Below are 22,659 nucleotides of genomic sequence, written 5' to 3' on the forward strand. Positions count from 1 at the left end.
TTTCCTCCCTTTTTGTTAAAGAAATCCAGAGGTATAATAGGGTTATGTGATTTTTGTCATGGCGGCATGAATGTCGCCGTGTTAATTCCGATGACGAAACGGAGTGAAAATTCGTGACCTACGTGGATACTTCAGATATCTCGGCGCAAATGTTTGTCACCGTACTCCTGTTCCTGATCGTGCTTGCGCCGCTGTTCAGCCTTGGCATACTTCGATTGTTTCAGAGCAAAAAGAAGGCTGGTTTCATGTACATGCTGTCAGGCGTACTGGTGTATGTAGTATTTCAGACCTTTATGAGTATATTTTTTTAGATAAAATATGTTTGATTTTAACGTCAAATCCCTTTTTACATCCACAAAAGAGTTCATGAAACATGTGCTCTGTTGTAGCTGTGAAAGGGGATTTTTCATATTGCAAATAAAAGAAGCCTCAGTCCTGATTCGGACTAAGGCTTCTCCAATATATATTCAAACGGCTCGCGCGAACCGGAATAGCTGCATGTGACTTGAACTTACCCTATACAGGGTAAATTAAGCGTCCAGCGCTTTGGCGAATTGAGTTTTGTTCATACCCAGAATACGGTGTTCACCAATGACAGTCAGAGGTACGGCACGTACGCCCATATCCCATACTTGTTGTGCGAACTCGTCGCTTGTCTCAATGTTGCGCTCTTCATAAGAGATGCCTTTGTCAGCCAAGAAGCTTTTTACCGATTTGCAGTTTGGGCAGTTGGTTGATGTGTATACAATTACGTTTTCCATGTTTATTCACCTCATATTGTTTTTTATGAACTAATCTATTGATCAAAACAGCTCTTCCCTTACAGAACTACTGCGCTGTGCTCCAAGCTCTCAATATATTTCTCTGTATCCATCGCAGCCATACATCCACTACCTGCTGCTGTGATCGCTTGTTTGTAACGGGTATCCTGCACATCACCACAAGCGAATACGCCTGGGATATTCGTTTCGGATGTGCCCGGTGTAGTCAGAATATAACCGTGTTCGTCGGTTGTGATCTGTCCGCCCAGGAATCCAGTGTTTGGTGTGTGACCAATTGCAACGAATACACCGCTAGCAGGAATGATTTCTTCTGTACCTGTTTCGTTGTTCAGTACTTTCAATCCAGTTACGCCGTTGTCGCCAGCCAGCACTTCAAGAGGGGTACGGTTCAATGCCATTTCCACTTTCTCATTGCTGCGTGCACGATCCTGCATGATTTTGGAACCACGTAGTTCTTCACGACGGTGTACCAAAGTCACTTTGGAACCGAAACGGGACAGGAAGCTCGCTTCCTCCAGCGCGGAGTCGCCACCGCCAATAACGATGATTTCTTTGTTGCGGAAGAAGAATCCGTCACATGTCGCACAAGTGCTGACACCACGGCCTACATTCGTTTCTTCTCCAGGAATACCGAGGTATTTAGCAGATGCGCCTGTAGACAGGATCAAAGTTTCGGATACGAGTTCACCCATACCTTCAACCTGAATTTTGAATGGACGCTCGCTCATATCGATGTTGTTTACCCAGCCTGTACGGAATTCTGCACCGAAGCGTTCTGCTTGTTTGCGCATATTGTCCATCAGTTCAGGACCCATAATGCCGTCAGGGAAACCTGGGAAGTTCTCTACTTCTGTTGTTGTTGTCAATTGACCACCAGGTTGCGGTCCTTCAATAACGAGTGGGCTCAAGTTGGCACGTGCCAAATAGATTGCTGCTGTCAGCCCTGCAGGGCCTGTTCCAATAATAATTGATTTATACATGTATAGTTCCTCCCCCGGGTTCTGCAAAAAGGTCAGGCTCTCCGGCATCAAAAGCAAAGGCTTTTGCATACACTAGAACGAAAGCCTACATCATGTCCACATGACCTGCCCGTTATGACAATTAACCTATGCAGAAACGGAATTCTAATTTATAATCATTCTAATCTGTTGTTCATTATGATCTCTTTTATGTACGGTGTCAATGCTCGGCAGCGATTATGAAGAAGTCTTCATCAGGAGGGAAAATGGAAGCATGAACGATGCACTCATTGGCAGCTTTATCTCAGCCATGTCTACCGGCCTTGGGGCCATACCTATTCTATTTATGCGCAAAGTAACCCACCGCCTGCGTGATATTTTGCTTGCCTACGCAGCAGGCATCATGACCTCTGCCTCGGTGTACAATCTCATACCGGAAGCACTCGGGCAATCCAATCTGTTTGTACTTGCCCTTGGTATCATGCTGGGCAGCATGGTTCTGCTTGTGCTGGAGATGAAGATTCCCCATGTGGATCTGGAAAATCCCGAGAAGATGCCTTTCAAAATTGAAGCCAAAGCCTTCATGATCATTGCAGCCATCACCATGCATAACCTGCCCGAAGGGCTATCGGTAGGTGTCAGCTACGCGAGCAGTGACGCAGGACTTGGCAATCTGATTGCCTTTTCCATTGGATTGCAGAATGCGCCGGAAGGATTCCTGGTCGCCCTCTTCCTCGTCAATCAGAACATCGGTCGCTTCAAGGCGCTCGGTATCGCCACGCTGACGGGTGCAGTTGAGATTGTGACAGCCATGATTGGTTACACACTCAGTAGTCTGGTCTCCGGTCTGGTCCCTTACGGTCTTGCCTTTGCAGCGGGTGCGATGATGTTCATCGTGTACAAGGAACTGATTCCCGAAAGCCACGGCGACGGCAATGCACGGGCGGCAACGGTTTCCTTTTTGCTCGGACTAATCACGATGATTGGTCTGACTGAACTCTTTTAATGGAAAGAACAAAGAACAGCCCTCACATGAACACAAGAATGGACGGCAAAAAACCTGAAAGGACAGCGGTTCGCTGAACTTCCAGGTTCTTTTTTTGTTCACAAATGAAGATTCAATGAAATAGTTGGAACGACCTGTAAAGATCGTTTGACGATCACAGTCCGGATTTGATAAATCGAATCAATTCGGCATTGAATTTTTCCAATTCATCATAGAATGCCCCGTGACCACTCTCTTCAAAAGCAATCAATTTAGAACCGGCAATGCCTTTGTGCATCTCCTCGGCGAACTCAAACGGGCATATCTCATCCTTCTTCCCGTGCAAAATGGCTGTAGGTACCTGAATCGAACTCAGGTCACCTCGCAAATCCTCATCCCGCAGGGCAATCGCACTATTAATCGTACTGTAAGACGAGGCCTCCATACCGAGTGCATGAAACCAATCCATAAACGGCTGGCTGTGCTGCTTCGCGAAAAACATGCCGCCAAACGTCTCCAGCAGCTTCGGACGATCAGCGAAGATCGGCTCAATAATCTGCTCGGTAAGCTGCGCTGGAGTCAGGCCATACGGATAACCCTCACGCTGCGTGAACACCGGTGCCGCCGCTGACAATAGCGCTAGCTTGGATACACCATGTCCCGCATGGCGGGCCATATAATGCACGGCAATCGCTCCACCCATGGAGAAACCTGCAAGTACCACGTCGGCCAACTCCAGATCATCAATCACGGCACGAACATCGTCCGCCATCCGGTCGTAGTCATAGCCTGTGGACGGTGCGTCCGACTTGCCATAACCTCTGAAATCTATTGCAATGGCACGAATGCCATGATTGGGCAGTACATTCAATTGATATTCGAACATTTTATAATTAACTGGCCAGCCGTGCAAAAAGACAACCGGTGTTCCTTGACCAATATCTTCAACAAATATACTCACATTCGGTTCCACTTGTACGTAACGTCCCATATTTCACAGCTCCCTTTATTGTCGTGTCGTTGCAGCGGCAGATTGCCGCACTGCATGGTAATGTTTCAATAACAACGTTCCCTTAGTCATATTCCGTGTAGAACGTTCCTCTGGAATCGTCTCTTCGATTCATTACCCGCTGATCCAAGGTTCAAACGCCGCGTTTTTCAGATGGATTTAGTTATCGCAGCAGTCTTAGTCCATTCAGAATAACCAGGATCGTACTGCCTTCATGGCCTACCACACCCAATGGTAATGCAACATCTTGTAAGAAGTTACCCGAGATTAGAGCCAGAATTACCGTGATGGCAAAAAACATATTCTGCTTCACCGTCCGCTGCGCCCGACGTGCCTGCCTGATCACCCAGGCGATTTCTTCAATATTGTCATTCATCAGTACAACATCCGCTACTTCCAGTGCCGTGCCGCTACCTGATACACCCATGCCCATACCCACCGTTGCCGCTGCAAGTGCAGGCGCATCATTCACGCCATCCCCAACCATCAACACTTGCCCGTATTGTTCACGAAGCAGATGCACCTGCTTCACTTTATCTTCGGGTAACAAACCTGCGTATACCAGGCTCACACCTGTCTCGCGGGCGATCACTACTCCCGATTCGGGACGATCACCTGTCAGCATAGCCACCTTCACACCCATCGCTTCCAGCCTTTTCACCGCTGCGGCCGCTTGTGGGCGCACAGTGTCCCTCATTGCGATCAATCCAGCCATCTCCCCGTTCGCTGTTATAGCAGACACGGTCTTTCCTTCTCCCTCAAGTTGGGCACGTATGCCATGCCACACAGCCAAATCCTTCATATCAGAAGCACCCAATTGCTTCTCTATATCATTTGCGTTATTTACCTCACTGATGTGATGCGTATCCAAATCATCCGTTTTCCCAATTTTCCACAAAACCCCGTTTACTTTCCCTTCAATCCCCCAGCCCGTCAGAGCTTGAACCTGTTCTGCAATCGGGAGGTTGATGTCCTCCTTGGCGGCCCGCTCCACAATAGCCCGAGCCAGTGGGTGCATCGAAAGGTTCTCAATGGCAGCTACCGCTCCCAACAACTGTGTACGGTCATATCCGTCTGCCGTTATAATATCGGTCACCTGTGGTGTACCCATCGTCAATGTTCCTGTTTTATCAAAAGCAACCACCCGGGTCTGGGCCATGTTCTCCACATGAACGCCACCTTTGAAAAGAATACCGCGACGTGCACTGCTGGACATCGCTGATAACATGACCGGCATAATGGAAGAAACCAGGGCACAAGGTGAAGCTACTACCAGAAAGACCATTGCTTTGTAAAACGCCTCATTCCACGTCCAACCAAGCAATAGCGGTGTTGCCACAATAACCAGCACCGTTACGGCGACAACAATACGGGCGTATATTCCCTCGAATCGCTCAATAAAGCGTTGGGAGTCCGGCACTTCCGTCTGCGCTTCTTCCACCAGTTTAATGATTTTGCCAAACAACGATCCTTCAGCGGATTTGGTCACCTCCACATATAGTGCACCTTCACCGTTCACAGTACCTGCAAATACTTCGTCACCAGCAATTTTGTCTACGGGTAAGGATTCCCCTGTAATCGAGGCCTGATTGATAAAAGAGCTGCCTCGGTACACAACACCATCCGCCGGAACCAGTTCGCCCGGCTTCACCAGCAACAGATCCCCCGGCTGCAAATCATCGATGGATACACGATTCATTTTACCGTCCTCAATACGCAGCGCCGTTTCCGGTTTGAGCGCCAGCAGTGATGAAATATCCTTGTGACTGCGCTCCGTTGCATAGCTTTCCAGTGCACCACTTAACGCGAAAATAAAGATCAGCATGGCGCCTTCATTCCAGTAGCCAATGGCTGCCGCTCCCAACGATGCTGCAATCATGAGCAGATTCACATCGAGATCACGATCCTTGACCAGTGTCTCTATGCCTTCTTTGGCTTTAGTCCATCCACCTATGGCATAAGCAACAATATATAGTAGTACGGATAACGGGTTAGACCATGATGCCGTCGCCCAGGCAATAAGCATCAAAAGTCCACTGCCCAGAGCAGCTTGCATTTCCTTGTTGCGCAGCATAGCCCGAAAGTCTGGTTTGCGCCCTCGGCCTGGGCCAGGTGTATTGGCTGAACGCTGTTCAGCTTTTGCTTGGGTTTGAATGGGTTGGTGTATCGCTTGCATATGAATCACAATCCTTTCTGAATGTCGGGTTGTGGAGTGCGTTTTGCAGCATCCATGTCCCCTGTATTGAAGTCGTATTGAGAATGAGAGCCATTGTTAATACCCTAAAAATGACACATGCTGCTGCGGGAATCCCGCAGCAGCATGGTTATTGAATGGTTGTCGAATGATTTCCAAATCATTTTGAATGAGAATGATAATCATTTTTGTACTTATGCAATTATTTTTACCCAATACAACTTTTGATTCATTATATGCCTGCGCTTTGCATTTGTAAATGGGTTTTTCACCTTAGCCGGTGTAAAATTAAAAAAGCCACTCGTCCATAAGGACAAGCGGCTCGTATGAATTTAATTTATTCACGTTATGAATTAAACACTAACGCTTGATTGCTGGCTAGCCTTAATGGCTTGCTCCAGATCGTAGAGGATATCCTGAATATTCTCTGTACCCACAGATAGACGAATCAGCTCAGGATTAACTCCGGCTGCAGTCTGCTCATCTTCTGTCAGCTGTTGATGCGTCGTACTTGCCGGATGAATGATCAGTGACTTGGAGTCACCTACGTTGGCAAGGTGAGAGAACAGCTTCACATTTTCAATCAGTTTGCGTCCTGCATCCACTCCGCCTTTGATACCAAAGGTCAGAATGGCTCCCTGGCCTTTCGGCAAATACTTCTGTGCCAGTTCATAGGAAGGGTGACTCGGCAAACCTGCGTAGCTTACCCATTCCACATCCTCATGTTTCTCCAGATATTGCGCCACAGCCAGTGCGTTGCTGCTATGACGTTCTACACGCAGATGCAGTGTCTCCAGCCCTTGAATGAGCAACCATGAATTGAAAGGTGAGATTGTAGCACCAAAGTCACGCAGCAATTGTACACGAGCTTTGATAATATAAGCAATCGGTCCAACCGCTTCTGTATATACGACACCATGATAGCTGGAATCCGGTTCTGTCAGTCCCGGGAACTTGCCACTCGCTTTCCAGTCGAATTTGCCGCTGTCCACAATAACTCCACCAATGGAAGTACCGTGACCGCCAATAAATTTGGTAGCCGAATGAACGACAATATCAGCTCCGTGTTCGATTGGACGAAGCAGATACGGACTTGGGAATGTATTGTCTACAATCAAAGGAATGCCATGTTCATGGGCGATAGCTGCCACAGCTTCAATGTCCAGTACGTTGCCTTGCGGATTACCAATCGTTTCAGCGTACAATGCTTTTGTTTTGTCCGTAATCGCCGCCCGGAAATTTTCAGGATCACTGGAATCTACAAACTTTACATCTAAGCCAAGTTTCGGTAGTGTGGTTGAGAACAGATTGTACGTTCCTCCATACAGACTCGCTGCGGAAACAATCTCATCTCCCGCACCTGCGATGTTTAAGAGGGAGAACGTAATCGCTGCCTGACCGGAAGCGGTAGCCAGTGCACCCGCGCCTCCTTCAAGTGCAGCAATACGTTGTTCGAACACATCCGTGGTCGGATTCATCAGACGTGTATAGATATTGCCAAACTCTTTCAATCCAAACAGATTGGCTGCATGCTCCGTATCACGGAATCCGTAGGATGTTGTTTGGTACAACGGTACTGCACGTGCATGGGTGGTCGGATCAATCTCCTGGCCGGCATGAATTGCCAATGTTTCAAATGAAAGCTCACGTTCGTTTGACATAAATCTGTTTCCTCCCTTAACTTATACGTTTGGCAAATCCCTAGATGTCATGACATGGTGGCGTATGTTTTCCATATTCTCTCACAAGATGTCGCTTTTGAAAAGAAATATTTCCGATTTTTCCGATGAGAAATATTAAATATGTATCAGTAAGACTGCTACACCAAAAAAACCTTTGCTCCCGCAAAGGTTTTCCGGATTTTTTCCAACCATCACCTGCTGAACTTCTGCGTGATTTTATACCGTTTATACCCGAACGCCACTCCATATTTCACGTAAATGCTTGGCCGCCGGGACAGCTTCTTCCGCGGTTACCCCTTCTAGTGAAATATCGATGTGTGGTTTATAGCTCTTCAATAGTTCAAAAAATAACGGATAATCCAGAATGCCCTCACCCGGCACCGGATTGAACTTTTCACCCTGCGCATTGAAAGCCACATCTTTGGCATGAATGACAATGATACGCTGATACAGCGTTTCCATCACTTCACGCAGGAATGCAGACTGGTCAGCCACATGAGGTTGTTTGATCAGATTACAAGGATCGAACAGCATGCCCAGATTGGATGAAGGAATTTCTTCAAACAGACGGATCATATGTTCACGTGTATGAAGCGTATGGGTAGATACTGGCTCAATCGCCGCATGAACGCCCCACTTTTCCGCCTCTTCCGCCAGTTCCTCTACCGTCTCCCGCAGCACCGTCCATGCCTTTTCTTCATATGCATCCGGATGAGTGTCGCGATACGTATCCAGGCCCCCTGTCTCCGTTGCAACCATGCTGCAACCGAAATCCCGGGCATAACGCAGATGCTCCTTGAATCGTTCAATGTCTGCACGACGAGCCACAGGATCAGGATCAATCGGGTTAATGTAGCAACCTAGTACCGCAATCTTGACTCCGCGCTGTGCAAATTGATCTCCGATCTCATTCGCCAGTCCAGGGCTCAGCTTGCCGTTGGCCGAGTCCACATCCGACAAGGCCTTGGCTAATGCCAGCTGGACCGAATTAAATCCGTTATCTGCGATGGTCTGTGCAAGCTGTGCTGTAGGCTGTTTACCAAACGTATGCGCAAGAATACCAAGTTTCATGTCATTGCCTCCTTTGCATCGATCGCTGACAGCGTTAACGAGCCATCCAGCCGCCATCCACATTCAGTACGTGACCATTCAAATAATCCGAAGCCGCCGATGCCAGGAAAACAACCGGACCTTTCAGATCCTCAGGTGTTCCCCAGCGTCCAGCCGGAATCCGTGCCGTGATGTCACGGTACCGATTTTCATCGGCGCGAATCTGAGTTGTATTGTCTGTTTCCATATAGCCTGGTGCAATCCCGTTGATTTGAACACCTTTGCCTGCCCATTCATTCGCGAGTGCTTTCGTTAAACCGGCTACCCCATGTTTACTGGCCGTGTATCCCGGTACATTAATTCCACCCTGATAAGATAGCATGGATGCAATGTTAATGATCTTGCCACTTCCCCGTTCAATCATATGTCTGCCAGCCAACTGGCTCAGGAAAAATACCGTGTTCAGGTTAAGACCAATGACATCATGCCAGTCCTGTTGACCGTGATCGGCTGCAGGTGTGCGACGAATAATTCCTGCATTGTTGACCAGAATATCAATTCTCCCTTGAAAGGCTAATGCCTTTTCAAACACCCCGGTCAATTCGTCCTCACGGCTCAAATCAGCTTCAATCACATACGCTTTACGTCCGAGAGACTCAATGGCACGCGCTGTTTTCGATGGATTAGAGTAGGAAACCAGCACAACATCTGCGCCGGCTTCAGCAAGGCCAATCGCCATTCCTTGCCCCAGTCCTCCTGACGTACCAGTGACAAGTGCAACTTGTCCGCTTAAATCAAATGGATTCATGAATGATTCCTCCGCATGGTTATTGGGTTGCAAACCGTGTCTTCAGTCTCGGCAGTCACGTATCCACTGTGGAACTGAAGGTCAGCTCTGATAGTCCACTTCGATGCCATTTTGTCTGTATAGGGCTGCTGTCTCCTCATCCAAGCGACTATCGCTGATGATACAGTCCAGCTCCGAACAGTGTGCAAAAGTCCGAAGGGCAAATTGTCCGAATTTATAATGATCCACGACGCCATAGACCTGCTGAGAAGCAGAGATCATTGCTTTTTTTAGCGGCACCAGATCTCCTGTATATATGGAAAGTCCAAATTCCGGATGAAGTGCCGTCGTTGAGATAAACGCTTTATGAATGTTGAGACCGGAAATGAAGGCCGCCGTATCGTCTCCCACCAGCATATTGCGGACTCTTGCCCCACCGGGCACAACCAGTCGCACCTGCTCCTTTTTGGTCAGCTCAGCAATAATGAACAGATCATTGGTAACCACCGTAATGGGCTGATTGTCCAATCTCTTCGCCATCTCCAACGTAGTGCTCCCGCCATCCAGCGCAACAATATCTCCTGGTCGGATATACGCAAGGGCTCGCTCGGCAATCTCCGTTTTCTCCGAATGATGCTTTTCCGTAGCCCCACGACTCGTGAGGATGCCGTACTGGTCGTTCTGAGCCAGCATCGCACCCCCATGGACACGTACGAGCAATCCCATACCTTCCAGCTTATCGAGATCCTCCCGTACGGTCTTGCCCGTCACCTGCAGCAGTTCACTCAGATCACTAACGGTGACTTCCTGCCGCTCCAGCAGAGCCTCCATAATTTTTTCATGTCTTTTCAATGGATTCATCACAGATCAACTTCCTGTTTCTTTGGAATTTACGCGCCTATTTCAGGTCTTTCATCGCCACGCCGTCCATATCCTCGAACGTCTGGTTTTCCCCAGCCATTGCCCAGCAGAAGGTATAGCTGCTCGTACCGACACCACTGTGGATAGACCAGCTTGGAGAGATGATGGCCTGACGGTCACGTACAACTAAATGCCGTGTTTCGTTTGGCTCGCCCATCATATGGAATACGACGCCATCTTCCGGCAGGTTGAAATACAAGTATACTTCGGAACGGCGGTTGTGGGTATGTGCAGGCATCGTATTCCACATGTTACCCTTGTCGAGTTCCGTAATGCCCATCACCAGCTGACAGCTCTGGATTCCGCCTTCTCCCTGGTGGATATAGCGATAGATCGTCCGTTCATTCGAGCTTTCGATGCTGCCGAGGTGGTTCGGCTGAGCTTGTTCTTGCGTTGCTTTTACTGTTGGATATGTGTGGTGAGCCGGTGTGGATACAAAATAAAACTGAGCCGGCTGATCCTTGCCGCTGCTCTTGAACACGACTTCTTTTACACCTCTGCCGATGTACAGGCATTCTTTCGCACCAATCTCGTAGCCTTGACCGTCAGCTGTCACGGTTCCATGGCCTCCAACATTAATGATACCGATTTCACGACGCTCTAGGAAAAAGTTCGTTCCGATATCCTTCAGATTCACTTCAAGTGCGATATCCTTGCTTTGAGGTACAGCCGTTCCTACAATATAACGATCTACATGAGAGTAAACGGTTACCAACTCATCTGTGGCAAACAATTGCTCCATCAGAAATTCCTCGCGCAGACGGGAGGTATCATAGTTTTTCACTTCATTTGGGTGTGCAGCATAACGGTTTTGCATCATTAATCCATTCCTTTCGTTAGTCAGATAATGTTCATATAAGTTCATTTTAGTTCATTATGTATCTTTTGTGTACCTTTTTTTGAAAATAAAAGAACCCGACGGGAAAATCCCCGCCAGGCTCTGCTGATCTTGCGATGTATTATAAGGAGTAAATGAGCGCCTCATAAGGACGCAAACGAACGGTGCCGTTTCTAACCTCATCGGAGGTTGACCGATCCAGATTGCCAATGATCAAGCGGGCATTCGTCGCTCGATCAGCGAATGAAGCAGGCAGACGATAGGACTGCTCCCGGTCCGAGTGATTGAGAATGACAAGCCATGTCTCTCCATCCAGACTGCGGCTATATGCATATACATGCTCTTCCCCTGCCGATTGGTCACGATAATCTCCATAGACCATAACCGCGTGTGTTTTACGCAGGGCAATCAGCTGCTGGTAATATGCAAATATGGAGTCCTGCGCAGCCAAATCCCGCTCCACATTAATCTCTTCATAGTTGGGATTAACCTTCATCCACGGCTGCCCTTCGGTAAACCCGGCGTGCTTGCTGCTGTCCCACTGCATCGGCGTGCGGGAATTATCCCGGCTCAGCGGCTGAAGACTGTGGAGCACTTCATCTGGCGCACGGCCTTTACCGATTTCTTCCTTATATTTGTTCTTCATTGCAATATCGTGATATTCATCAATGGAAGAGAACCGGACACCCGTCATACCGATCTCCTCTCCCTGGAATACATACGGTGTTCCCGGAAGAGTATGAATCATGGTCGCCAGTTGTTTAGCGGATTGCACACGGTATTGTCCGTCATTGCCATACCTTGAAACCTGTCGGGTGTGATCGTGATTGTTCAGGAACTGGGAGTTCCAACCTTCATGACGGAACGCCTCATACCAGCTCTCCTGAATTTCCTTGTACCGTGCCAGATCCCAAGCTGGCATGTCATCCGCCACCTGGAAATGGAATAACGTATGCAGTTCTTTCCGGTTATCCCCCACATACAGAAGGCCATCTTCTGGTGTGACAAACGGAATTTCTCCTACAGTCATGATGTCATAATGCTGGAGAACCTCCCGATTCATTTCCTGCAAATATTCATGAATGCCCGGATTATTGCCCAGATAATCAATGTTCTCCGGGTGCTCCGCATCCGGGAAACCTTCCAGCTTAGCGAGCAGATTAATAACATCCATGCGGAAGCCGTCAATACCCTGATCCAGCCAGAAACGCATCATCCGGTAAATTTCCTGACGCAGTTCTGGATTTTCCCAATTCAGATCAGGCTGCTCCTTCGCAAAGGAATGGAAATAATATTCCCCCGTCCGCTCGTCGTAGGTCCAGGTCGACGGTTCAAAATAGGAGCGCCAGTTGTTCGGCGGGCTATCCTGTTTCCCCGGCTTCCATATATACCAGTCGCGTTTCGGATTATCGACGGATGAACGTGATTCTTCAAACCATGCATGCTGCTCTGATGTATGATTGACCACCAGATCCATAATGAGCTTCATGCCCAGTTCATGGACCTTGTCCAGCAATTGCTTGAACTGCTCCATCGTTCCGGCTTTCGCCATGATGCGGTAATAATCCGCTATGTCATATCCGTTATCTTTATCCGGCGATTCATAAATGGGATTAAGCCAGATGACATCAATACCCAGACTTTTGATATAGTCGAGCTTGAGCATCAAGCCCTCCAAATCCCCGATGCCGTCCCTATTCGCATCCAGGAAGCTCCGCCAGTAGACCTGATATACCACGGCTTCTTTCCACCATGCCCGGTTCATGCTGCATCTCCCCTTTTCTGCTTAATGGCTGTGCTCCTGCAACGTACGCTCCAGGAAGGACAGCGTGAGCTGTGTAGTATCTTTCAGCACCACGTCCGCTCCGGAACCTTTAAGTACAGCTTCTTCACCAATACCCACGGCGATCATGCCTGCGGATTTGATGGCCTCAATACCCGCCTGCGCATCCTCGATGCCGATGCAGGCTTTAACGTCAGCACCCACTTCTTCCGCTCCGCGCAGGAATAGATCAGGTGCTGGCTTGCCGTTTGGTACGGAATCCGGATGTACCACAAAGCGGAACAGCGAGTCCAACTCTAGCGCCTTCAGAATTTGAGGGGCATTTTTACTGGCCGAGGCGATCACCGCAGGAATGCCTGAAGCTTGCAGCTCAAGCAGCAATTCCCGAATTCCAGGGTAGGTATGCTCCGGTGTCAGCGAGTCCAGCAACGAGACGTAATGTTCGTTTTTACGCTGTGCGAATTCTTCCTTTTCCTCAGCCGAAAACGCCTCTTCCTTGCCACCCAGACGTAAAATGCGCGCCAGTGACTCCCCACGGCTAATGCCCTTTAACTGCTCGTTGAACTCCCGATCAAACGGAATATCCAGCGATTCCCCCAGCTTCTTCCACGCTACATAATGGTACTCCGCCGTGTCAGTAATCACACCATCCAAATCAAAAATAACGGCTTGAAGTGCTCCGTTCCCTTTCATTACCCGTTCCTCCCCATGTCATTGCTCTAGTTGCCATTCGATTCGTTTCTCGTTGCTTTCCCGTCTTTCGCCCTTCCAGTCCAGAACGACCGTCCAGCCCGATGCGTTGGAAATGCTCGCATAACGTTTGCCCTCACGGGATTCAAAATGAATATCGAACTCCGCATCGCCTACCATCAGGTGCTCCAGACTGCATGTTTTGGTATCCCATGCCTGCGGCATATTAGGTGATAAGGTTACACGGCGATGCTGTGCTTCCGGTTGAACGCCGAAGAAATGTCGTACGACTGGTACAGCCAGTGCATAGATGGTCCACGCCTGCACTACACAGCCGTAGTCCGGGGACATCTCCGAGAAAGAACCTGGCACTACACGTGAGAAGCTTTTCCCCATCCGACGCAGTAAATCCAGTGCGTGATCCGGATGTCCGTACGCCGCTTCTGCAACCGCATGTGCTCCGGTAGAGATTGTCATCGTGCCTTGTTGATACATGGCCGCAAGATAAGTACCGTATTCACCAATGAAGTCACGGTTTCGCATCGCTTCCAGAGCACGCTGTGCTTTGTCCTGATCGGCAATTCCTGCTTCCATCGGGGTGACAATGACCCAGTTTTTGTTCAGCAGCCAACCGCGATCTTTCTGATCCTCACCTGCATCGGCAAGCAATCCTTCCACGTACTCCCGGTAGTCTGTGATCCCTTGCTTTTCAGCGAGAGAAACCATGTAATCCACCTTGGGCACAATATCAGAAACAGGTGCAACGGCATCCGCATAGAGGCTGTCTTTTTCAGACCAATACACATCATTCACTGCGCGTACCGCTCTTTCAGCCAGTTTTTGATATGTCTGATGCCGCTTCGTTTCACCCAAATAGAGACTCATATGCTCCAGCGCCTGAAGAGCCTTGGCTGTATATACGGCACTATCAATAAGCTCCATATTCAATCCGGCAATCTCGATGATGCCGTAACCGGAAGGGAACAGGTCTCCGTCCGGGTCCATCTCACCCAGCAGCCAGTCGATTCCCTGAACACAATAGTCATAATGCTCGCGCAGAAGTGCACCATCTCCGGTCCACAGGAACATTTCCCATACAAAGGCGATATAGTGTGCCGTCTCCTGCGTGTTGCCGCGATTAGACACGGCTCCTATCGTGGTCACTTCATGCACAAAACGTCCATTACCGTTTGCTTCCTTGGATTTCTCCAGCAACAAATTCAGAGTATCCCGCACCAGTTGATGGTCTCCCGTAGCAAGCACACCCTGAAGCGCATACGTACTGTCACAGCCGAACCACCACGGATACGTGGGTCCACCTGCCGTCAATCCACGACCAATGCCGTCTACTTGCTGCACCAGCCACTGATTATTACGCTTCACCCAGGCAAATTGCTCGTTCAGCTCATCCTCGCCTTCAATGGTCAGCACTGCGCGCTGATCCAACTTGTCGTAGAGTTGCTGCTTCTGCTCTTTCAAGCTGACGTAGTCACGTTCGATGACTGCATAAGTCTGCTCACAGGCTTCACGGGACGACTCCGAACCGGCAACAAATAACCGGAAGCGGAACACATCCTTCTCCTCCAGCGTGCATTCGGTTACAAAAGAAATGCCTGTGCCCTTGCCTGCCGTCAGTTCTGGTCCGTAAATCTCAGGACCAACTGTCATTACCGTTCCAGGCAGGTCACTTCCAATCATGGCATACCAGTCTTGGGCATCATCTTTGACGATGACTTTGCGCGAAGAAATAGCTTCTGCCGTTTCACCCGCTCCTGGGATAATTCCGATCTCATCGGAATACCACACTGGACGGAGATCGGTACGTGACAGCAGCTCCAGCTTGAGCCGGGTTGTTCCTTTGCCGTAAGCGCTGATCTCATATTCTGCGACCATGCCTTTTTCATAATCGGGGGCAAACTGGTTGCGTTCAATGGATACCGGAATGTGGCTCAATCCGTGATCATAATCGAACCGGCTTCCGCCCCAGGATTCACTTGTGAATCCGTCTGCCCTTGCCCATACCGCAATGTTGCGATCCAGATCGGTTACCTTCAGCCAGAAGCCGTCCAGCAGCTTGATCGGATGCAGCCATACACCACCCATTTCGTTAGCCATATGATGCCCAAAGTCGGGAAAGTATCCGTCCTGGGTACCGCAAATCTTTACATATTCACCTGCGTTATAATACAAATTAAAAGGATGTCTGCTTGTTAATGTGGCCATGGTAGTCCTCCTCTGCGGTTTGGCTTACCGCTCATCTCTTCTATTCATACGGACGATTAGCCCTTGATTGCAGAAGAGATGGAAATGCCTTCAATAAAGTATTTTTGTGCAACAAAGAATACAAGGAGTGGCGGAAGCATAATCAGCATCGTTGCAGCCATTAGCATGTTCCATTCCACGTTATACAACCCTTTGAACATGGACAATCCGAGAGCCAGCGTATACTTCTCACTGGAGTTCAGATAAATGAGTGGTCCCTGGAAGTCATTCCATACGCCCATAAAGGTAAAGATCGATACGGCAATCAGTGGCGGCATGGAAAGCGGCAGCATGATTTTAGTGAAAATCTGCATTTTATTGGCTCCGTCTACAAAAGCAGACTCATCGAGATCACGCGGAATACCGCGCATGAACTGGCGAATCAGGAAGATGTTAAACGCTCCGCCCCCGAAGAATGCAGGGATAATGAGTGGTAAAAATGTATCAACCCAGCCGATTTCCTTGAACATGATGAACATCGGGATCATCGTTACCTGCGAAGGCAGCATCATCGTCGCCAATAGCACCAGGAACAGCGTGCGTTTGCCGCGGAAGTTAAACCGGGCGAAACCATACGCACATAGGGCAGACGAGAATACGGTACCGACTAATACCGGAATCAGAATAATCAGCGTATTTTTCAAAAATGTAAAAAACGGGATGGCCAAGACGGCATTTTTATAGTTAGACCACATCCATACAGCCGGGAAAAAATCATCTTTGAACACCTCGGCAGGTGTTTTAAGAGACGTTGCAAACGTCCATAACAGCGGGATCAGCACGACGGCTGCACCAGCGATAAGCATGAGCATAGAGAATAGTTTCGAGTAGACCGGTTTCCGTGTCGTTGCTTGATTCATCATTTGTCCTCCTCTCAATCCTTTTCGTTATCGCCCTGGTAATAGACCCACATCGAAGAGCTGCGGATGACCAGCAACGTAAACGCCAGAATGATGATGAACAATACCCAGGACAATGCCGAAGCATAACCCATTTCAAAATCGGTAAAAGCTTTATTGTACAGATACAAGTTATAGAACAAGGTCGAGTTAAGCGGTCCCCCGTTGGTCATAACAAATGCTTGTGTAAAATACTGGAATCCGCCGATGATACCCATAATCACGTTGAAGAACACCGTCGGGGAAATCATAGGTAATGTAATGTTGAAAAACCGTTGAAACGGTCCCGCTCCATCCAGATTGGCAGCTTCATACAGCTCTTCGGGAACGCCCTGCAAGCCGGACAAATAAATGATGATCGTATTACCGACGCCCCACAAACCCATGACAATCAGTGCGCCCAGCGCATAGCTCGGATCTTGAAGCCAAGCTGGCCCCTGTACGCCGAAAAAGGCAAGCGCCCGGTTCAGAATGCCGTATTCCGGATTGAAAATCATAATCCACATCATTGATGCCGCTACAGCTGGAATGACGGATGGCATGAAATAGATCAATCGGAAAAATTTCATGCCTCTGTTCCGCATATTCAGCAGCAAGGCGATAAGCAGTGATGCCACTTGATATAGTGGTACGGATACCAGAGCGAAGATAAAGGTAACTTTCAACGATTGATAGAAAAGCTCATCATGAAACATCGTTTTGAAGTTATCCAGACCGACCCATTCGATCGATTGTACGCCGGTGATAATATCCCATTTACTAAATGCCAGCAGCAGGGAGAATAACATTGGACCAATGGTAAAGAGCAACAAGCCTATAAGCCAGGGCAATATAAACCAATACCCGGCACGCTCGGATTTAGAATTACGCATAGCAGCCTCCTTGATGAAGAGGGTGAATCAGCATGGTCGCCGACTCACCCGCATGGTTTTTACTTGATTTTGCTGTCAACGTTCTTCGCAGCTTCATCCAGAGCGCCTTTGACATCTTGTTTGCCAAGCAGCACTTTTTCCAGCGCCTTGGTGAATTCTTCAACAAACACAGGTCCGTTTGTAGAACGCATGGTGACCGGTTTTTTAGCATAATCCATCATTTCGATGACCGGTTTGTCTGCTACTTCTTTGGCTTTGACTTCGTCCAGTTCTTTCACAGTCGCTGGCAGTACTTTACCGTTCGCAGAGCGAAGCTTCTGTGCATCTGTACCCGAGAGCCATTTCACCAGTTCGTAAGCCGCTTCTTTATTTTTACCGGCTGCGTTAATTGCCCAACCCGCACTTGCGATGATGCTTGAACGAGTACCGTCCGTATTTTGTGGAATCAGTGCAGATCCATATTGAACATCGGATTTGTCGAGATCACCTTTGATCCAACGACCTGTAATCATCATGGCGAGCTTGTCTGTCATGAACATCGATGAATCTCCGCCAAGTGTCTCGGAATCCAGTGGCGTCGGGGATACACGACTATCTCCTTGAGACCAGGATACATATTTATCCATTGCCGCTATCGTTTTTTCACTGTTCATGTAGCCTTCCGCAGCTGTTCCATCCTCATTCGCGATGTCTGTACCGTTATCCCACAGGTACGTATAAATCGGATATTCCCATTTGCCTGCGTTGAATCCGAATTGAGTATATTTTTTGCCATCTTTTTTAGTCAGTTTTTGTGCAGTTGCAATCATGTCATCCCAAGTCCATTCATCTGTTGGATAAGGGATTCCCGCTTCATCAAACATACGTTTGTTGTACCACAGAGCAAGTGGGTTGAAATCTTTAGGCAAGTAGTATTGTTTGCCTTCGATTTTCATATTTTCAATGAGATCCTTTTGGAAAATATCCAGATTAAACGCAGTGTCTTTGCTCAAATAATCGTCGAGTGGCTCAATTACACCTTTATCAACGTATTTGTAGTAGTCGCCTTCACCAACCAGGAATACGTCTGGTGCCTGACCTGCTGCCAGAGATGTAGTGAGTTTTGTTCCATAACCTTCACTTGGAATAGGCTCAAACTTCACTTCAATATCCGGGTGTGCAGCATTGAACTCTTCCGCAAGCTTCACTTCATCCGCACCGGAGTTGACATCTCCCCATACGGAGAAGGTGAGTTTTACTTTTTCTCCTTTTCCGCCTTCCGCGCTGTTGCTTCCACCTGAAGAACACGCGGATAACACTAATACCAAAATCAGCATCATGACCAAACTTGCGGACCCTTTTTTCATTTGAATGACCTCCACATGGATTTATATTAAACCAAGGTTTGAAACCGTTTGCTGAAAGTAACTTGCTGACCGGACAGAAGGAGAGAAATTTCTTCCTCTGCATCACTCTCGATTAGAATACCCTCGGACGTGATTGTGATATGCAACAGCTGGTTTTGCCAGTAAAGCGGGAATTTCAGACTGCTCCAGGACTCTGGCAGCTTCGGATCGAGATGAAGCTGGCCATCCAACATGCGAACTCCGGCAAATCCCATCACGACACATTCCCATATTCCGCCCAGAGAAGCTGAGTGGATGCCTGCATCCGAAGAGTGCATATGCGGTCCCAGATCAATCTCGGACGCCCGGCGGAACAGATCATAAGCGAGCGGACGATTACCGAAGTCACTGGCAAGGATACTGTGCGTTGACAGCGACAATGAGGAATCATGCAATGTTTTTTCCTCATAGTAGTCATAGTTCGCACGTTTGATAGCGGGTTCAAATTTATTCTCAAGCAGGAAGAACAGCATCATGATGTCAGCCTGCTTCGAAATTTGCATTTCACCAACCTGATCCAGGTTGTAATCATTGAAGATGCTGGCGACTTTCGTCTGATTTTTATAAGGGGTAAGATCAATGACTTTCTTCTGCAAGTAGGTATCATCTTGTGGAATAAGTCCTTGTTCATTTGGCCCTGGCAGATACATTTGATCCAGCTTGTTCCATGTTTTCCTAGCTGATGTCAGGTCAAGCTTCGCAGACAATGCCTTGAGTAATTCAGGTTTTTCCTGCTCAAGCTTTTCATAATATTGAATGGCCAGTTCCATATTGAAGTGAGCCATATGATTGGTGAATGCATTGTTGTCCACATGTTCCTTATATTCATCCGGTCCAACAACCTCATTGATGTGATAGCGGCCCTTGGCCTCATCCCACTCCAGACGGCTGGCCCAGAACGTTGCTGTATCAAAAATGATCTCGTAGCCATATTGCTCCATGAACGCCTCATCGCCTGTAGACTGGACGTAATGCCAAACGGCATAAGCGATGTCAGAGGTAATATGCTGTTCAATGAAGCCGGACCAGATCTTCGTCTGTTCTCCGGTTACGATATCTACATCTCCCCATACCGGTGTAACTTCGCCATCTTCGATCCAGGCTGCTTCCCATGGATACATGGCTCCTTCGAATCCGTTCTCCTTGGCCTTGCTTCTAGCTCCATCCAACCCCTGATATCGATATTCCAGCAAGGATCTTGCGATCTTGGGATTGCTGTAGATGAAGAAAGGCAGGATGAAGATTTCCGTATCCCAAAAGGAATGTCCCTTGTACCCTTCACCACTTAATCCTTTCGCCCCGATTCCCATGCGATTATCATGAGCAGGTGTCATAATGACGAGATGATAGATGGCGAAACGGATAGCAAGCTGGTCATATCCGCTTGTGCTGTCCACTTCAATGTTGTACGTGGACCAGGTATCCGCCCAGGAGTTAGCGCTTTCACGAAACAGCTGATCATACCCTTTTTGCGACTCTTGCTTCAGTTCTGTCAGTGAAGATTCACGCATTTGATCCAGTGAATATCCACCGTTGCTGTACACCAGATCGCGGCTGGTATGAACATTCGAGATTTTTTCCAGTGTTACCGATTGTCCGGCTTCCACGGTCACTGTGCCTTCGATGCCAACCTTGCGGCGTCCCATCGTTTGACGCAATTCCGGCTCAACTTTTTCACCATTCAGCTGCCAGTGATGCACCGTATTGGTTACAAAATCAACCGCCGATTGTGTCGTCGTTGACGTCATTTGAATATAAGTCTTTTCAAATATCCGTTTTTCGCCTTCCGTGAAATGCTGTGCACCCGAGTTCGTCCATTGTCCGTTAATACCAGACGCAATGTGAACACGTGCCTGACCATCCAGTGGCTTGATACTTACGGATGAACCAACCAAATGACGGTTGCTCAAGGAAACAAAGCGACGGAATTGAAGTTCAAAGCTTTCTCCAGTTGGGCTCTGCCATACCACGTTACGGGTCAGCTCACCGTTCTTGAGATTCAGTTGACGACTGTAGCTGATCGTTCTTCCTTTTTCCAAGCTGAAGGTTTCCCCATTCAGAGTGATTGAAAGTTCCGTTACATCCGCTGCATTAGGGAGTTCTGTTACTTCATGCTCATCAAACTTATTGAAGGTTCCAGCTACGAACCAGTTCCGCACTTGTCCAACATAATTCTCGTCCGTTGCGGAGCGAAGTCCCATGTAGCCGTTTCCAAGTGAGAGCACAGCTTCGCCTTTCCCTTGATGAGCCGGATCAAACCCGGTTTCAGTTACCAGCCAGTTACTCCATTCTCCTTGTCCTGCATTGTATTTCAGCAATTTGTATTCCCCCTATGTCTATCTTATGTTGTATCCGAAACGTTTTGGATTTGAGTGAAAATAATACCGAAACGTTTCGGATTTAATAAAACATTTCGGTGCTCTCTTCATCTCGTTCATTTTGCAATCCCTCGCGAACCGTTTCTCAGCTAAACTCAGCGACCTGGTTTGGCTGTTGAGGATCTCAAAACCAATTCATTTTGCAAAATATTAAATTTGGGACTGTCTTCCGATCTCAGCATGCCCATCAACAGGTTTGCAGCTTCATGTCCCAACTGATACATGTTCTGGCCGATGGTGGTGAGTGGTGGTTGAAAATAAGCGGCTGTTGGAATGTCGTCAAATCCTACTACAGATAATTCATCCGGTATAGAGATGCCTATTTCATTCGCAGCCTTCATTACACCCAAAGCCATCATGTCGCTTGCGCAAAAAACTGCGGTAATTTCCGGATATGTCTTCAACAATTCAGAAGCTTGTTGCTGTGCTTCCTCTTCCGTGAAATTCCCGTTTACGATCCATTCAGGCTTCAAGCTCAACCCTGCATTTCGCATTGCATCGGAATATCCTTCATAACGCTCCTTGGATACAAAAGCCTCGGGGTACCCGTTCACCATGGCAATCTGCCGATGACCCAAACCAATAAGGTGCTCTACAGCAGTCTGTGCACTTTGTTTGTGATTCGTTGATACAAAACCAACATACTCACTGTGAATGGGTATATCAATCAATACACAAGGAATGTCACTATCCAATACTTCCTGCAAATACGGATCATCCGTCTTCACACCCTGAAGAATGACACCGTCCACCTTTCGTTCCCTGCACAGCTGTGTGTACGTTTTCATCTTTTGCTTCGCTGTATTTGTGCTGAACAAAATCAGATCATAATCCGAATTGGCAGCGCTATCATTAATACCGCAAAGCACTTCGAAAACAAAGTTGTTATCGATGTTTTTGTACGTCATGCCTGATACGAGCAACCCCAGCGTTTTGGTTTCCTTCATGACCAGGCCTCTCGCTAGACCATTTGGACTATAGTTCAGGGTTTCGGCGGCTTCTTTAATCAGTTTGCGCGTACTATCGCTGACGTCCGAGTACCCATTCAGAGCTCTGGATACGGTCGTAATCGAAAATCCCGTCATTTGTGATATGTCTTTGATTGTAGCCAATTGCTTTCCTCCAAAACGTTTCGGATTACTTATATTTCTGAGTATACGGATTCAAGAAAAAAAATCAAGAA

19 protein-coding genes are annotated in these 22,659 nt (G+C 48.0%); 2 read left to right on the forward strand and 17 right to left on the reverse strand.

What is annotated here, in order from left to right:
- Nucleotides 1–113 precede the first annotated feature (113 nt).
- On the forward strand, nucleotides 114–311 hold the full coding sequence (locus BLS14_RS27085) for a hypothetical protein (RefSeq protein ID WP_053779005.1): 198 nt from the start codon (nucleotides 114–116) through the stop codon (nucleotides 309–311).
- A 219-nt stretch (nucleotides 312–530) separates the two neighbouring features.
- Here the strand turns inward: BLS14_RS27085 and BLS14_RS27090 are convergent, their stop codons facing one another.
- Both BLS14_RS27090 and trxB read right to left on the reverse strand, forming a co-directional pair.
- Nucleotides 531–761 (reverse strand): glutaredoxin family protein, encoded by a 231-nt coding sequence (locus tag BLS14_RS27090; RefSeq protein ID WP_024631391.1) that lies wholly within the window; start codon nucleotides 759–761, stop codon nucleotides 531–533.
- Nucleotides 762–820: 59 nt separating this feature from the next.
- A complete protein-coding gene (gene trxB / locus BLS14_RS27095) occupies nucleotides 821–1,762 on the reverse strand; it encodes a thioredoxin-disulfide reductase (RefSeq protein WP_063566574.1) in 942 nt (313 codons plus the stop codon).
- A 253-nt stretch (nucleotides 1,763–2,015) separates the two neighbouring features.
- Between trxB and BLS14_RS27100 the strand changes: the two genes are divergently transcribed.
- Nucleotides 2,016–2,747, forward strand: a complete 732-nt coding sequence (locus BLS14_RS27100) for a ZIP family metal transporter (protein WP_053779008.1) — start codon at nucleotides 2,016–2,018, stop codon at nucleotides 2,745–2,747.
- Between the two features lie 154 nt (nucleotides 2,748–2,901).
- Here the strand turns inward: BLS14_RS27100 and BLS14_RS27105 are convergent, their stop codons facing one another.
- From BLS14_RS27105 to BLS14_RS27175, 15 genes are all read right to left on the reverse strand, one after another.
- The gene (locus BLS14_RS27105) at nucleotides 2,902–3,717 is read right to left on the reverse strand and encodes an alpha/beta fold hydrolase (RefSeq protein ID WP_090954782.1); all 816 of its coding nucleotides are present in this window, start codon (nucleotides 3,715–3,717) and stop codon (nucleotides 2,902–2,904) included.
- 181 nt (nucleotides 3,718–3,898) lie between these two features.
- Nucleotides 3,899–5,911 (reverse strand): heavy metal translocating P-type ATPase, encoded by a 2,013-nt coding sequence (locus BLS14_RS27110; protein ID WP_090954784.1) that lies wholly within the window; start codon nucleotides 5,909–5,911, stop codon nucleotides 3,899–3,901.
- 371 nt (nucleotides 5,912–6,282) lie between these two features.
- Complete coding sequence (locus BLS14_RS27115) at nucleotides 6,283–7,590, reverse strand: homocysteine synthase (protein WP_063566572.1); 1,308 nt, start codon at nucleotides 7,588–7,590, stop codon at nucleotides 6,283–6,285.
- A 246-nt stretch (nucleotides 7,591–7,836) separates the two neighbouring features.
- Nucleotides 7,837–8,682 (reverse strand): sugar phosphate isomerase/epimerase family protein, encoded by an 846-nt coding sequence (locus BLS14_RS27120; protein ID WP_063566571.1) that lies wholly within the window; start codon nucleotides 8,680–8,682, stop codon nucleotides 7,837–7,839.
- 34 nt (nucleotides 8,683–8,716) lie between these two features.
- Nucleotides 8,717–9,469, reverse strand: coding sequence for a 2-dehydro-3-deoxy-D-gluconate 5-dehydrogenase KduD (gene kduD, locus BLS14_RS27125; RefSeq protein ID WP_072735561.1), 753 nt, complete (start codon nucleotides 9,467–9,469; stop codon nucleotides 8,717–8,719).
- An 81-nt stretch (nucleotides 9,470–9,550) separates the two neighbouring features.
- Nucleotides 9,551–10,309 carry a DeoR/GlpR family DNA-binding transcription regulator gene (locus tag BLS14_RS27130; RefSeq protein ID WP_063566570.1) on the reverse strand — a complete coding sequence of 253 codons (759 nt, stop codon included), beginning with the start codon at nucleotides 10,307–10,309 and terminating at the stop codon, nucleotides 9,551–9,553.
- Between the two features lie 37 nt (nucleotides 10,310–10,346).
- On the reverse strand, nucleotides 10,347–11,186 hold the full coding sequence (gene kduI / locus BLS14_RS27135; protein WP_053779017.1) for a 5-dehydro-4-deoxy-D-glucuronate isomerase: 840 nt from the start codon (nucleotides 11,184–11,186) through the stop codon (nucleotides 10,347–10,349).
- A 142-nt stretch (nucleotides 11,187–11,328) separates the two neighbouring features.
- Entirely contained in the window at nucleotides 11,329–12,972 is a 1,644-nt protein-coding gene (locus BLS14_RS27140; protein WP_072735562.1) for a glycoside hydrolase family 13 protein, read from the reverse strand.
- Between the two features lie 21 nt (nucleotides 12,973–12,993).
- Nucleotides 12,994–13,683, reverse strand: a complete 690-nt coding sequence (pgmB, locus tag BLS14_RS27145; RefSeq protein ID WP_072735563.1) for a beta-phosphoglucomutase — start codon at nucleotides 13,681–13,683, stop codon at nucleotides 12,994–12,996.
- Between the two features lie 18 nt (nucleotides 13,684–13,701).
- The gene (locus BLS14_RS27150) at nucleotides 13,702–15,903 is read right to left on the reverse strand and encodes an alpha-L-rhamnosidase-related protein (protein WP_072735564.1); all 2,202 of its coding nucleotides are present in this window, start codon (nucleotides 15,901–15,903) and stop codon (nucleotides 13,702–13,704) included.
- Between the two features lie 56 nt (nucleotides 15,904–15,959).
- Entirely contained in the window at nucleotides 15,960–16,802 is an 843-nt protein-coding gene (locus tag BLS14_RS27155) for a carbohydrate ABC transporter permease (protein ID WP_063566566.1), read from the reverse strand.
- 14 nt (nucleotides 16,803–16,816) lie between these two features.
- Nucleotides 16,817–17,713 carry a carbohydrate ABC transporter permease gene (locus BLS14_RS27160; RefSeq protein ID WP_053780124.1) on the reverse strand — a complete coding sequence of 299 codons (897 nt, stop codon included), beginning with the start codon at nucleotides 17,711–17,713 and terminating at the stop codon, nucleotides 16,817–16,819.
- A 59-nt stretch (nucleotides 17,714–17,772) separates the two neighbouring features.
- Nucleotides 17,773–19,059 carry an ABC transporter substrate-binding protein gene (locus tag BLS14_RS27165; protein ID WP_064640611.1) on the reverse strand — a complete coding sequence of 429 codons (1,287 nt, stop codon included), beginning with the start codon at nucleotides 19,057–19,059 and terminating at the stop codon, nucleotides 17,773–17,775.
- Between the two features lie 26 nt (nucleotides 19,060–19,085).
- Nucleotides 19,086–21,416, reverse strand: a complete 2,331-nt coding sequence (locus tag BLS14_RS27170; RefSeq protein WP_090954788.1) for a glycoside hydrolase family 65 protein — start codon at nucleotides 21,414–21,416, stop codon at nucleotides 19,086–19,088.
- A gap of 155 nt (nucleotides 21,417–21,571) precedes the next feature.
- Complete coding sequence (locus BLS14_RS27175) at nucleotides 21,572–22,588, reverse strand: LacI family DNA-binding transcriptional regulator (protein WP_063566562.1); 1,017 nt, start codon at nucleotides 22,586–22,588, stop codon at nucleotides 21,572–21,574.
- Nucleotides 22,589–22,659: the final 71 nt, after the last annotated feature.

Origin of the sequence: Paenibacillus sp. OK060, from assembly GCF_900101205.1 — a bacterium.
Taxonomy (GTDB): Bacteria; Bacillota; Bacilli; order Paenibacillales; family Paenibacillaceae; genus Paenibacillus; species Paenibacillus marchantiae.

Bases quoted from the DNA above. Each gene is read 5' to 3' on its own strand.
- trxB (WP_063566574.1), bottom strand. From the start codon at position 1,762: ATGTATAAATCAATTATTATTGGAACAGGCCCTGCAGGGCTGACAGCA.
- kduI (WP_053779017.1), bottom strand. From the start codon at position 11,186: ATGCAAAACCGTTATGCTGCACACCCAAATGAAGTGAAAAACTATGAT.
- BLS14_RS27140 (WP_072735562.1), bottom strand. From the start codon at position 12,972: ATGAACCGGGCATGGTGGAAAGAAGCCGTGGTATATCAGGTCTACTGG.
- BLS14_RS27100 (WP_053779008.1), top strand. From the start codon at position 2,016: ATGAACGATGCACTCATTGGCAGCTTTATCTCAGCCATGTCTACCGGC.
- BLS14_RS27150 (WP_072735564.1), bottom strand. From the start codon at position 15,903: ATGGCCACATTAACAAGCAGACATCCTTTTAATTTGTATTATAACGCA.
- BLS14_RS27115 (WP_063566572.1), bottom strand. From the start codon at position 7,590: ATGTCAAACGAACGTGAGCTTTCATTTGAAACATTGGCAATTCATGCC.
- BLS14_RS27160 (WP_053780124.1), bottom strand. From the start codon at position 17,713: ATGCGTAATTCTAAATCCGAGCGTGCCGGGTATTGGTTTATATTGCCC.
- BLS14_RS27165 (WP_064640611.1), bottom strand. From the start codon at position 19,059: ATGAAAAAAGGGTCCGCAAGTTTGGTCATGATGCTGATTTTGGTATTA.
- pgmB (WP_072735563.1), bottom strand. From the start codon at position 13,683: ATGAAAGGGAACGGAGCACTTCAAGCCGTTATTTTTGATTTGGATGGT.
- BLS14_RS27155 (WP_063566566.1), bottom strand. From the start codon at position 16,802: ATGAATCAAGCAACGACACGGAAACCGGTCTACTCGAAACTATTCTCT.
- BLS14_RS27105 (WP_090954782.1), bottom strand. From the start codon at position 3,717: ATGGGACGTTACGTACAAGTGGAACCGAATGTGAGTATATTTGTTGAA.
- BLS14_RS27110 (WP_090954784.1), bottom strand. From the start codon at position 5,911: ATGCAAGCGATACACCAACCCATTCAAACCCAAGCAAAAGCTGAACAG.
- BLS14_RS27130 (WP_063566570.1), bottom strand. From the start codon at position 10,309: ATGAATCCATTGAAAAGACATGAAAAAATTATGGAGGCTCTGCTGGAG.
- BLS14_RS27090 (WP_024631391.1), bottom strand. From the start codon at position 761: ATGGAAAACGTAATTGTATACACATCAACCAACTGCCCAAACTGCAAA.
- BLS14_RS27120 (WP_063566571.1), bottom strand. From the start codon at position 8,682: ATGAAACTTGGTATTCTTGCGCATACGTTTGGTAAACAGCCTACAGCA.
- kduD (WP_072735561.1), bottom strand. From the start codon at position 9,469: ATGAATCCATTTGATTTAAGCGGACAAGTTGCACTTGTCACTGGTACG.